This window comes from Bradyrhizobium campsiandrae, assembly GCF_014529705.1.
GTDB lineage: Bacteria > Pseudomonadota > Alphaproteobacteria > Rhizobiales > Xanthobacteraceae > Bradyrhizobium > Bradyrhizobium campsiandrae.
In genome coordinates, this window is sequence record NZ_JAANIH010000007.1 from 56873 (window position 1) to 68537 (window position 11665).

The 11665-nt window shown below is 65.2% G+C and carries 12 protein-coding genes; 2 read left to right on the forward strand and 10 right to left on the reverse strand.

The features are described from left to right. Positions 1–23 precede the first annotated feature (23 nt). Positions 24–1247 carry a bifunctional alpha/beta hydrolase/OsmC family protein gene (locus G8O24_RS07040; protein ID WP_188097795.1) on the forward strand — a complete coding sequence of 408 codons (1224 nt, stop codon included), beginning with the start codon at positions 24–26 and terminating at the stop codon, positions 1245–1247. A 4-nt stretch (positions 1248–1251) separates the two neighbouring features. On the opposite strand, the gene pdxR is transcribed toward G8O24_RS07040, so the two are convergent. Continuing rightward, on the reverse strand, positions 1252–2676 hold the full coding sequence (pdxR, locus tag G8O24_RS07045) for a MocR-like pyridoxine biosynthesis transcription factor PdxR (RefSeq protein WP_188098021.1): 1425 nt from the start codon (positions 2674–2676) through the stop codon (positions 1252–1254). A 100-nt stretch (positions 2677–2776) separates the two neighbouring features. Here pdxR and G8O24_RS07050 point away from each other — a divergent pair, with 100 nt between their 5' ends. Beyond that, positions 2777–3694, forward strand: a complete 918-nt coding sequence (locus G8O24_RS07050; protein WP_188097797.1) for a DMT family transporter — start codon at positions 2777–2779, stop codon at positions 3692–3694. On the opposite strand, the gene G8O24_RS07055 is transcribed toward G8O24_RS07050, so the two are convergent. The 9 genes from G8O24_RS07055 to paaA all read right to left on the reverse strand — a co-directional run bounded on the left by G8O24_RS07055 (position 3673) and on the right by paaA (position 11632). Further along, a complete protein-coding gene (locus G8O24_RS07055; RefSeq protein WP_188097799.1) occupies positions 3673–4728 on the reverse strand; it encodes a YeeE/YedE family protein in 1056 nt (351 codons plus the stop codon). The two genes, G8O24_RS07050 and G8O24_RS07055, sit on opposite strands and share 22 nt — an antisense overlap. A gap of 2 nt (positions 4729–4730) precedes the next feature. Next, complete coding sequence (locus G8O24_RS07060) at positions 4731–5735, reverse strand: quinone oxidoreductase family protein (RefSeq protein WP_188097801.1); 1005 nt, start codon at positions 5733–5735, stop codon at positions 4731–4733. Between the two features lie 186 nt (positions 5736–5921). Continuing rightward, positions 5922–7253, reverse strand: coding sequence for a phenylacetate--CoA ligase PaaK (gene paaK, locus G8O24_RS07065; RefSeq protein WP_188097803.1), 1332 nt, complete (start codon positions 7251–7253; stop codon positions 5922–5924). Positions 7254–7296: 43 nt separating this feature from the next. Continuing rightward, on the reverse strand, positions 7297–7746 hold the full coding sequence (gene paaI, locus G8O24_RS07070; RefSeq protein ID WP_188097804.1) for a hydroxyphenylacetyl-CoA thioesterase PaaI: 450 nt from the start codon (positions 7744–7746) through the stop codon (positions 7297–7299). A gap of 100 nt (positions 7747–7846) precedes the next feature. Further along, entirely contained in the window at positions 7847–8932 is a 1086-nt protein-coding gene (gene paaE / locus G8O24_RS07075; protein WP_188097806.1) for a 1,2-phenylacetyl-CoA epoxidase subunit PaaE, read from the reverse strand. 136 nt (positions 8933–9068) lie between these two features. Continuing rightward, on the reverse strand, positions 9069–9572 hold the full coding sequence (paaD, locus tag G8O24_RS07080; protein WP_188097808.1) for a 1,2-phenylacetyl-CoA epoxidase subunit PaaD: 504 nt from the start codon (positions 9570–9572) through the stop codon (positions 9069–9071). Continuing rightward, positions 9566–10342: a 1,2-phenylacetyl-CoA epoxidase subunit PaaC gene (gene paaC / locus G8O24_RS07085; protein ID WP_188097810.1), complete on the reverse strand. Its 777-nt coding sequence runs from the start codon at positions 10340–10342 to the stop codon at positions 9566–9568. The genes paaD and paaC overlap by 7 nt, the downstream gene beginning before the upstream one ends. Next, on the reverse strand, positions 10342–10629 hold the full coding sequence (paaB, locus tag G8O24_RS07090) for a 1,2-phenylacetyl-CoA epoxidase subunit PaaB (protein ID WP_188097812.1): 288 nt from the start codon (positions 10627–10629) through the stop codon (positions 10342–10344). Before paaB ends, paaC begins: the two co-directional genes overlap by 1 nt. A gap of 10 nt (positions 10630–10639) precedes the next feature. Further along, positions 10640–11632 carry a 1,2-phenylacetyl-CoA epoxidase subunit PaaA gene (paaA, locus tag G8O24_RS07095; RefSeq protein ID WP_188097814.1) on the reverse strand — a complete coding sequence of 331 codons (993 nt, stop codon included), beginning with the start codon at positions 11630–11632 and terminating at the stop codon, positions 10640–10642. Between the last annotated feature and the right edge of the window lie 33 nt (positions 11633–11665).

Consider the following 11665-nt stretch of genomic DNA (forward strand, 5'->3'; position numbering starts at 1 on the left):
TCAGCCAGAACGGGGGAAAGCCCATGCCGACGGAACGCTTTCAATTCAGCGGCGAAGGCGGTCATCAGCTCGCCGCCGCGATCGAGTTGCCGGACGGCGAGCCTGCGGCCTACGCGCTGTTGGCGCACTGTTTCACCTGCGGCAAGGACACGCTGGCCGCCAAGCGCATCTCGGTCGCGCTGGCCGCCAAGGGCATCGCGGTGCTGCGCTTCGACTTCACCGGGCTCGGCTCCAGCGAAGGCGATTTTGCCAACTCGACATTTTCCTCCAATGTCGCCGATCTCGTCCACGCGGCCGATCATCTGCGCGCCACCCGCAAGCCGCCGTCGCTACTGATCGGCCACAGCCTCGGCGGCGCGGCGATCCTCGCCGCAGCCGGGAAGATTCCGGAAGCCGCGGCGGTCGTGACCATCGCAGCGCCGTCCGACCCTGCCCACGTCACCGGCTTGTTCAAGGAGCACATCGACAACATCCGCACGCAGGGTGAAGTCGAGGTCCTGCTCGCAGGCCGCCCGTTCCGGATCAAGCGCGAATTCCTCGACGACATCGCCGAGCACGAATTGATGAAGGACGTCACCGGCCTGCACAAGGCGCTTCTGATCATGCAGTCGCCGGTCGACGACACCGTCGGCATCGACAACGCCACCAGGATCTTCGTGTCGGCAAAACACCCGAAGAGCTTCGTCTCGCTCGACCACGCCGATCATCTGCTCAGCAAGCCGGCCGATGCCCTCTACGCCGCCGACATGATCGCGGTCTGGGCCAGCCGCTACATCGACACGGCAAAGCCTGGAAAGGCGATGGACCTCGCCGAGGAACCGCGAAAGGTCGTGGTCCAGGAGACCCGCAAGAGCAAGTTCAACCAAACCATCACCGTCGGCCCGCATCGCCTGGTCGCGGACGAGCCGAAAGCTGCCGGCGGCGAGGATGCAGGTCCCGGCCCCTACGATTTCCTGCTCGCAGGTTTGGGCGCTTGCACCTCCATGACCATGCGCCTCTATGCCGATCGAAAATCGCTGCCGCTCGATCGCGTCACCGTCACGCTGAAACATTCCAAGATCTACGCCAAGGACTGCGCGGAATGCGAAACGCGCGACGGCATGCTCGACCAGATCGAGCGCGACATCGCCATCGACGGCGCGCTCGATGCCGAGCAGCGCAAGAAGCTGATGGAGATCGCCGACAAATGCCCGGTGCACCGGACGCTGACCTCGGAGATCCGCATCGTCACCAAGGCCGTGGACTAGCGCGCTAGAAGCACGACACCATCGTTCGCAGCGCGGCGCTGATCTCGCTGTCGCGCCAGGCCGCAAAGCCGAGCAGCAGGCCGTGATCCCGCGGCTTGCCCAGCGCCAGGCTCGACAAGGCTCGCGTTTCGACACCGGCCTCGGCCAGCCGCTTCACAGCCGCCTGATCGACGCGCCCGCGCTTGAGGCGGGCAACGAGCTGGATCCCGCCCGAGGGCACCTCGACCGACAGCACCTCGCCGAGATGACGCGCCAGTCCCGCCGCGAGATGATCGCGGCGTGCGTGATAGAGCCGGCGCACCCGGCGCAGATGCGCGAGGAAGTGTCCGCCCGAGATGAACTCGGCGAGCGCCTCCTGAATGTGGCTGGACGCGATCAGGCCGATGTGCCGCTGCGCGATCTCGAATGTGCCGACCAGCGCCGGTGGCACGACGAGATAGCCGAGCCGGATATCCGAGGTCATCGCCTTCGAGAAGGTGCCGACATAGAGCACGCGACCGTGACCGTCCAATCCCTGCAAGGCCGGCACGGGTCGGCTGTCGTAGTGGAATTCACCGTCGTAATCGTCCTCGACGATCCAGGTCTCGCCGGGCCGGCTGAGCCGAAGAAATTCGGTCCGACGCGCAAGCGACATCAGCCGTCCGGTCGGATGCTGATGCGAGGGCGTCATGAAGATGAGCTTGGGTGCGGCCATCCCCGGCATCCGCTGCATGCCCTGCTGGTCCAGCCTCATGCCGGTGACGCGCGCGCCGGAGGCACGGAAGGCGGCCGCGGCGCCGGGATAGCCGGGATCCTCGACCCAGACCTCGTCGCCCGGCGCGATGAGAGCAGAAGCGATCAGCGTCAAGGCGGCCTGTGCGCTCGGCAGGATCATGATCTGGTCGGCCGTGGCGCGAACGCCTCGGCTGGTCGCCAGGTAATGCGCCAGCGCCTCGCGCAGGCGTGTCCGGTTGACCGGACCAAGCTCGCGCCTGGCGGCGCGGACGGCGCTGCGGCGCAGGCAGCGCGCCCAGATCTCGTTCGGAAACTCCCTTGCATCGCCATGCCCCGGCCGCAACGGCTTGAGCGGCGCCTGATAGGACATCGGCCAGTCGGTCTGCCCGAGCTTCGCGGCCCAAGGCGAGAGCTGCGGCTTGACGGAGCGGGCGCCGGTTGCGGCAGCACCTGCCGCTTCGAACGGCTCGCCCCCCGTCACCACCGGACGACGGCCGTGCGATGCCTCGAGATATCCCTCGGCGGCAAGCTGCTCGAACGCATAAGTGACGGTGTTGCGCGAGACGCCGAGATCGCTCGCGAGCTGGCGGCTCGACGGCAGCGCGCGGCCTTGGGTCAGGCGACCGGCCGCGATCAGGCTTCGCAGCTGCCCCGTCAGCTGCGTCACCAGCCCCTCATCGTCGGCCCGGTTCAGGTCGATCAGGCCCGAGATCATGTCGCTCGAAACTGGCACCCTATTCTTCTCCGATCTGGCACTTTTTCAGGTTCCAGCTCGGATGCTATCCACCGCATCGGACTGCTTCAAGGACCTTGCGATGAACTCTTCCCTCTCCCCCCGCGCTGCCGTCGGCCTGTTCCTCATCGTCGTGCTCGCCTGGGGCGTGAACTGGTCGGTGACGAAGCAGCTCGTTCAATTCCTGCCGCCGCTGTGGACATCCGCGATCCGGAGCTGGATCGCGCTGGCCGGATTGTTCGTGATCCTTGGCCTCAGCAACAATCTGGTGATCCCCGAGCGGCGCGACATTCCGGTGATCCTGAGCGTCGCGCTGCTGCACATGACGATATTCTCCGTGCTCGTCGCAGCCGGCGTCCGCTTCCTGCCCGCGGGCAAGGCCATCGTGCTCGGCTACACCACGCCGCTGTGGGTCGCGATCGCCGCGCCCTTGCTCGGCAAGGATAGGCTGACGGCACCAAAGCTCGCCGGTGCCCTGCTCGGACTGATCGGCCTTGCCGTGATCCTGAACCCGACGTCCATCGACTGGGCCAACAGCAACGTCCTGCTCGGCGCCGGCATGGTGATCCTCGCCGCGATCTCCTGGGCCGCGAACATCATCTATATCCGCGCGCATCGCTGGATAGCCTCCCCGCTCCAATTGCTGATCTGGCAGGTGCTCGTCGCGACGATCATCCTGACGGTCAGCGCCACAATCACCGATGGCCTGCCACACACGGAATGGTCGTGGAAGCTCGTGCTGCTGTTCCTGTATTCCGGCCTGATCGGGACGGCGCTGGCCTATTGGGCGATGTCGATGGTCAACAAGAGCATTTCGGCGCTGACGACCTCGCTCGGCACCACCGGAACGCCGCTGGTCGGGATCGCCAGTGCTGCGATCCTGCTCGGTGAGCCCATCGACATCAGCCTTGCCGTTGCGGCCGGATTGATCGTTGCCGGCATCGGGCTTGCGACGCTGGGCGACCGGCTCGTGCGCCGTCAGGTCGCCGCGAGCGGCTGAACCCGTAATGCACCGCGCAGGCCTGCCGTCGTGCCGAGCAGAATGCCGGCGACTGCGATGAACGAGCCCAGCGCAAGCGTCGACACGCCGGTGAGCCCCTGCCCGATCGAGCAGCCGAACGCCATCACACCGCCGATGCCCATCAGCGCCGCGCCGGCCGCCGAACGCAGCATATGACGTGGCGAGGAATAGCCTTCGAGCTTGAAGCGCCCCGTGATGAGTGCCGTGACCAGACTGCCGGCGAACACGCCGCCAACCGTCGCGATGCCGAAATTGAGCGTCAAGCCGGTCGAGAGCATCGCGTATTGCAGACTATCGGCGATCGGCGCGATGAAGGTCAGCGATGTGACCGGCACGGGATTGAAGTCGTCAGCGCCGAGATAGCCGGTGGCGAACCAGCCGGCGGCGACGAGAAGACCGATGATGGCGCCGCTCGCGATCTGCCCCGGCGAGCGGCGGAACGCCGGATGTGCGAAGGCGAACAGGATCAGCGCCAGGACGATCGCGGCGGCAGCCAGCATGCGCGACACGGCATCGGCAGCACCGGACCTCGTCAGCAGCAACGGCAGCGAATTGGCGGACACGGTGGCTTGCGATGCCTGAACCAGCGCGATGCGGGCCGGCGCGATCAGGCCCTTGAGCGTCATCTGTGCGACAATGGCCAGTACGATCACGACGACGAAGGAACGGAGATTGCCGCGCCCGAGCAGCACCAGCGCGCGTGAGCCGCAGCCGTTCGACAGCACCATGCCGTAGCCGAACAGGAGCCCGCCCAGGAACAGCACCGGCGCCGAGATGGTCGGTTGCAGATAGATCGATTTGCCGAGATCAACCATGCCCGTGCCGGCGAGGAACTGGCTCGCCGCGATCGCAACCGCAATCGCCAGCGCATAGCTCCGCACCAGTCGCCCGTCGCCCTCCACCAGCCAGCCTCGCAGGCTGCTCATCAGGCAAAAGCCGCTGAGCAGACCGACGGAGCCGTAGACGAGGCCGATGACGAGGCCGGCCAGGATGACGAGCCGGGTCTGCTCCATGATCAAGGCCGCAGGATCACGCGGTCCCGCGACGAGCCGGCGACCGCGACATAGGCCTCCTTCGCGCGCTCCAGCGGATAGATCGCATTCGCCTTGATCGGGAACGGCTTCAAATGGCCGCTCGCAAATCCCGGACCGAGATCGCGCAGCACCGTGGCGGTCGCGGCCGAAGACAGGCCGAGCGTGTCGATGCCGACATAGGTGTGCTGGCCCCGATAGAACTCGAGGATGTTGAACTGCACGATGCGGTCGATCGCCGCGATCAGGATCTGGCGGCCGCGGAGCGCAAGCGATTTGTGCGCCGCCTGGAAGTAGGGATCGCCCACGGTGTTGAAGACGATGTCGGCGCCCCTGCCGCCGGACAATTCGCGCACGCGCGTGGCGACATCGGTGGTGGAGGCATCGATCACCTCGATGGGCGCGTTGGCATGGCCTTCATAGGCCTCCGCCTTGCGCACCACGCCGACGACGCGCGCGCCTTGCCAGGTCGCGATCTGCACCGCGGCCTGGCCAACCTTGCCGTTGACGCCGAACACCAGCACCGTTTCGCTCGCCTTCGGAATCCCGGCACGACGAAAGCCCTCCATCGCGGTGACGAAGGGCACGCCAATGCCGGCAGCTTCCTCCCATGACACTGTCTTCGGCTTTTCAACGACCGCGTCGGCTTCGACGACGAGATGGCTGGCATGGGTGCCGTCGCGGCGAATGCCGAGATCGCCGGACGAGCCGAACACCTCGCGACCGATCGTGCCGGCGGGCCCTTCGATCACCACGCCGGCATAGTCGCGGCCGGGCGTCCGCGGGAACACGGCGTAGGGCATCAGCCCCGTCGCGGCCTTGACGTCGGACGGATTGACGGCGGCCGCCTTCACCTCGATCAGGAGATCGTTGGGACCGCGCGTAAGGGTCCGACGTTCGACGGTCGGGGCAATGGAAGCGGCGTTTTCGGCCTTGGCATTGAGGCGAACGCAGCGCGCCTCGACGGTTGTGGTTTCGACTGGCGACATGGACAAGACCCGCGATTTCTCGCGGGCCTTGTCGCCTTTGAGGAGACCCAAGTCAACCTGCCTCCCCTCATCCCGAGGAGCCTGCGCAGCAGGCGTCTCGAAGGGTGAAGGCCCGCGCTGCACCATCGGGCCTGTATGGTTCGAGACGCGCCTTCGGCGCTCCTCACCATGAGGAGAGAGAGAGAGTCAATCCTTGGGCCGCTTGTCGTAGAGCCGCCTGGCCTTCCCGAGCGAGCGCTCCAGCGTGTCCGGCGGGACGATCTGCACCTTCGCGCTGATGCCGATGGTGTTCTTGATGTGGGTCGAGATCCGATCGGCGTGGTCGACGAGGCCGCGGCCATCCCAGCTTTCCGAACGCGCTTCGGCGACGATGGTGAGCTCGTCCATGCGGCCTTCGCGGGTCAATTCCAGGATGAAGTGCCCGCCGCACCAATCGGTCGCGAGCAACACCTCCTCGATCTGGGTGGGGAACAGATTGACGCCGCGCAGGATGATCATGTCGTCCGAGCGCCCCGTCACCTTCTCCATGCGGCGCATGCCCGGCCGCGCCGTGCCCGGCAGCAGCCGCGTCAGATCGCGGGTGCGATAGCGGATCACCGGAAACGCTTCCTTGGTGAGCGAGGTGAAGACCAGCTCGCCCTTCTCGCCGTCAGGCAGCACCGCGCCGGTCTCGGGGTCGATCACTTCGGGATAGAAATGGTCCTCCCAGATGTGCAGCCCGTCCTTGGTCTCGATGCATTCCTGGGCGACACCGGGGCCGATCACTTCGGACAGGCCGTAGATGTCGGTCGCATCCATGTCGAACGCGTCTTCGATCTCGCCCCGCATCGCGTTGGTCCAGGGCTCGGCGCCGAAGATGCCGACCTTCAGCGAGCACTGTCGCGGGTCGAGCTTCTGGCGCTTGAACTCATCCAGGATCGCCAGCATGTAGCTCGGCGTCACCGTGATGATATCGGGGCGAAAATCGTTGATGAGCTGCACCTGCCGCTCGGTCATGCCGCCGGAGATCGGCACCACCGTGCAACCGAGCTTTTCGGCGCCGTAATGGACGCCAAGCCCCCCGGTGAAGAGGCCATAGCCATAAGCATTGTGGATGATCATGCCGGTGCGGCCGCCGGCGGCGCGGATCGAGCGCGCCATCACCTCCGACCAGGTGTCGATGTCGGCCTGCGTATAGCCGACCACGATCGGCTTGCCCGTCGTGCCCGAGGAGGCATGCACGCGCACCAGCTTTTCGCGGGGCACGGCGAACATGCTGAAGGGATAGTTATCGCGCAGATCCGTCTTCACGGTGAACGGGAACTTCGCCAGATCCGACAGCTCGCGGAAATCGGACGGATGCACGCCAGCCCTGTCGAACGCCTTGCGGTAATGCGCAACGTTGTCATAGGCGTGCTTCAGCGACCAAGCGAGCCGCTGCTTTTGCAGCGTCATGATCTCATCACGCGACGCGCGTTCATGCGCGTCCATCTCGGCGCTATAAACGCTGCCGGCTTCCTTCAGCTTCGTTAAAGCCATTCTCGTTTCCCCACATTGATCCGTTCTTTTTCTTTGTTGATCTTTATTGTTCCTGCGCCGGCAGCCAGGTGCCGGCAATGACACGCGAATGCCCGCGGAATTCCGCGATGACGGTATCGCCTGCGCTCACGCGCACGTCGTAGATGCCGGAGCGACCGCTTCGCGTGACTTCCCGCGCCTTGGCAACGAGGCGGTCGCCGAGCCTGCCCGGCTTGATGAAGGTGATCTGGCCTTGCGCGGCCACCACACGCTCGTTGTGCGAGTTGCAGGCGAAAGCGAACGCGGAATCGGCGAGCGTGAAGATGAATCCGCCATGGGCGATGCGCTGGCCGTTGACCATGTCCGGCCGCACCGTCATGGCGAGCGTAGCAAAGCCCGGACCGATCTCGACGATCTCCATGCCGAGGCCTTTGGAGGCATCGTCCTCCGCCCACATCGCATCGGCGCAGGCGCGGGCAATATCCTCAGTCGACAAGGCGGCTTTGACGTTCACGCGCTTCTCCCGGCCAGATCTTATGCAGGATGTTCTGCTGGTTGGCTCAAGCTGTCAAATAATGCGACGCATTTGCATTCACGGCCTCCAATACGCCCGATCAGACATGGTCATAGTCGACCACGACCCGCTCGGATGACGGCTTGGCCTGGCAGGTCAGGATAAAACCCGCCTTCAGCTCCCACGGCTCCAGCGAATAGTTGATGTCCATCGGCGCTTCGCCCTCGACCAGCTTGGCGCGGCAGGTCGAGCACATCCCGCCCTTGCAGGCGAAGGGCAGATCGACGCCGGCGCGCAGCGCAGCATCGAGGATCGCCTCGTCCTCCGCGACCGGCACGTCGCGGCGCTTGCCGTCGATGATCAGCGAGGCGATCGCCTTGGGCGGCGCGTCGGGCGCTACGACCTTCTTCGGCCGCGGCTTGCCGCCGAATTCGGAGACAAAGCGCTCGACATGGATGCGCTCGCCCGCGATGCCGAGATCGCGACAAGTCGCCTCGACCTCCTCACTCATGCCTGAAGGCCCGCAGATGAAGACGTGATCGACACTTGCAGCCGGAACCAGCGAGCGCAGCAGTACCCTCACTTTCTCGCCGTCCAGCCGGCCATGCAGGATCGGGATGTCCTGCTCCTCGCCGGAGAGGACATGGAAGATCGAAAAGCGGTTGATGAAGCGATCCTTCAGCTCCTCCAACGCTTCCAGGAACATGATTTTGTCGGTGCTGCGATTGCCGTAGAACAGGAAGAAGCGGCTGTCCGGCTCACGCGCGAGCACGCCCTTGACGATCGACAGGATCGGCGTGATGCCGGAGCCTGCGGCAAAGCCGACATGGATGCGGGCGCGCTCCGCCGGCGGCACCACACCAAAACGCCCGGTCGGCGTCATCACGTCGAGCTCGTCGCCGCGCTTCAGCTCGTCCGCCGCCCAGCTCGAAAACGCCCCGCCATCGACCTTCTTCACGGCAATGCGGATCTCGCCGTCGTCAGGGCCGGAGCAGATCGAATAGGAGCGGCGCACCTCCTCGCCGTCGAGCGTCGTGCGGAGCGTCAGGTACTGGCCGGGCGTGAAGGCGTAGTCGCCGGTGAGCTCGCGAGGGATGCTGAAGGTCATCGAGACGGCGTCCGACGCCTCACGGCGGAGGTCGTTGACGGCCAGGCGGTGAAAGCGCGGTGCGGCTGCGGCGGACATCAGAAATACCCTGGCTTGGTCTCACGGCCGTCATTGCGAGGAACTCTTGTGACGAAGCAATCCAGACTGCTTCCGCAGAGACAGTCTGGATTGCTTCGCTGCGCTCGCAATGACGATGGGGTTGGCATTTGGGGCCTCAATGACACTTGAAATAATCAAAAGGTTCGCGGCAGGCCCTGCAGCGCCACAGCGCCTTGCAGGAGGTCGAGCCGAATTCGGACAGCAGCTCGGTCTTGTCCGAGCCGCATTGCGGGCACGCGATCGCTTGAGCGCCGAACAGCGCGCGGCGCGAGCTCGCGGCCTGCGGCGGCGCGATGCCGTAAGCGCGCAACTTCTGCCGGCCCGCCTCACTCATCCAGTCAGTGGTCCAGGCCGGCGACAGCACGGTGAGAACCTTCGGTCGGCGGAAACCGGCGCGCTCCAGCGCGATCTCGATTTCGAGCGCGATCATGTTCATCGCCGGGCAACCCGAATAGGTCGGGGTGATCGCGACCTCGACACGATCGCCATCGAGGGTGACATCGCGCAGCACGCCGAGATCGGCGATGCTCAGCACGGGAATCTCGGGATCGACCACGCTCGCCGCGGCGTCCCAGGCTCGCTGGCGCAACTCGCTCTCTCGCTCTGATACCATCACCATGTCTGCCCCGGAAAGGTTCGCTGCATCGATTGCAGCTCCGACAGGAGATGGCCAAGGTGCTCGCTATGTCGGCCGGCGCGGCCGCCCTGCTGCATCCAATCGTTTTGCGGCAGCGTAAGCGTTGCTTCCTTGACGACATCGGAAAGCGTCGTCAGCCAGCGCCCGCGCAAGGTGCCGGGATCGATGGCGATACCGGCATGGATCAGCGCGCGTTCGCCGTCGTCGACGACGAACATCTCGCCGGTAAAGGCCCAGAGCTGATCGATCGCGGCCTGCGCCCGGGCGTGGCTCTCGTCCGTGCCGTCGCCGAGCCGGATGATCCATTCCGAGGCATGGCGCAGATGATAGGCGCTTTCCTTCTCCGACTTCGCGGCGATGGCCGCCAGCGTCGCATCGCGCGAAGTCATCATCGCGCGCCAATAGAGGTCCGCGAAGGCGGAATAGAATAACTGCCGCACCAGGGTCTGGGCAAAATCGCCATTCGGCTGCTCGACCAGCAGCAGATTGCGGTACTGCCTGACATCGCGCAAATAGGCGAGCTTGTCCTCGTCGTTATCCCTGCCTTCGGCCTTGGCGGCATAGCTGTAGAGCTCGCGGGCCTGGCCGATGAGGTCGAGCGCAATATTGGACAGCGCCATGTCCTCTTCCAGCATCGGCGCATGGCCGCACCATTCCGACAGCCGGTGGCCGAGGATCAGCGCATCGTCGGCGCGGCGCAGGGCATAGAGCACCAGCGGCGTTTCGGAGACCTGGATGTTGGCAGCAGCCATCACATGTGCCCCACTTCCTCGGGCACCTCGTAGAAGGTCGGGTGCCGATAGATCTTCGACTCGGCTGGTTCGAACATCATGCCCTTCTCGGCGGGGTCGCTCGCGGTGATCGCGGCCGACGGCACGATCCAGATCGACAGGCCTTCGCCACGGCGGGTGTAGATGTCGCGGGCGGCTTGCAGCGCCATGGTGGCATCACTCGCATGCAGCGACCCGACATGCTTGTGTGCAAGCCCATTGCGGCTGCGAATGAAGACTTCCCACAATGGCGTATTCGGCGTGGCCATATTGATCTCCCTATTCGGCAGCTTGCGCGGTCTGGCGCTGCGCGCGCTTCGCCGCATAGGCGGCTGCGGCCTCGCGCACCCAGGCGCCCTCGTCATGCGCCTTGCGGCGCGCGGCCATGCGGTCGCGATTGCACGGGCCGTTGCCTGCCAGTACCTGCTTGAACTCGGTCCAGTCGATTTCGCTGTAGCGCCAATGCCCGGCTGCATCCTGGGTCATGCCGGGATCGGGGATGGTGAGGCCGAGATATTGCGCCTGCGGCACGGTGGCATCGACGAATTTCTGGCGCAGCTCGTCGTTGGAGAAGCGCTTGATCTTCCATTTCGTCGAGGTGTCGCTGTGCTGGCTCGTCGCATCGGGCGGGCCGAACATCATCAGCACCGGCCACCACCAGCGGTTCAGCGCATCCTGCGCCATCGCCTTCTGCTCATCCGAGCCGCGGCACAGCGTCACCATGATCTCGTAACCCTGGCGCTGGTGGAACGATTCCTCCTTGCAAACGCGGATCATGGCGCGTGCATAGGGGCCGTAGGAGCAGCGGCACAGCGGAATCTGGTTCATGATCGCGGCGCCGTCGACCAGCCAGCCGATCGTGCCGATGTCGGCCCAGGTCAGCGTCGGATAATTGAAGATCGAGGAATACTTGGCCTTGCCGGCAAGCATCGCATCGACCAGCTCCTCGCGCGATGAGCCGAGCGTCTCCGCTGCGGCATAGAGATAGAGCCCATGGCCGCATTCGTCCTGCACCTTGGCGAGCAGCGCGGCCTTGCGGCGCAAGGTCGGCGCACGCGTGATCCAGTTGCCCTCGGGCAGCATGCCGACGATTTCGGAATGGGCGTGCTGGGAGATCTGGCGCGTCAGCGTCTTGCGATAGGCCGCCGGCATCCAGTCGTTCGGCTCGATGCGCTCCTCGGCATCGATGCGGGCCTGGAATTGCGCAGCTTTGCCTGCGTCCTCCAGACCGCGATCATCGGTCTCGGCCGTGTTCAGCGCCTGGGTATACATGCGCATTCCTCCCGATTGATTGGAAGGCAATAT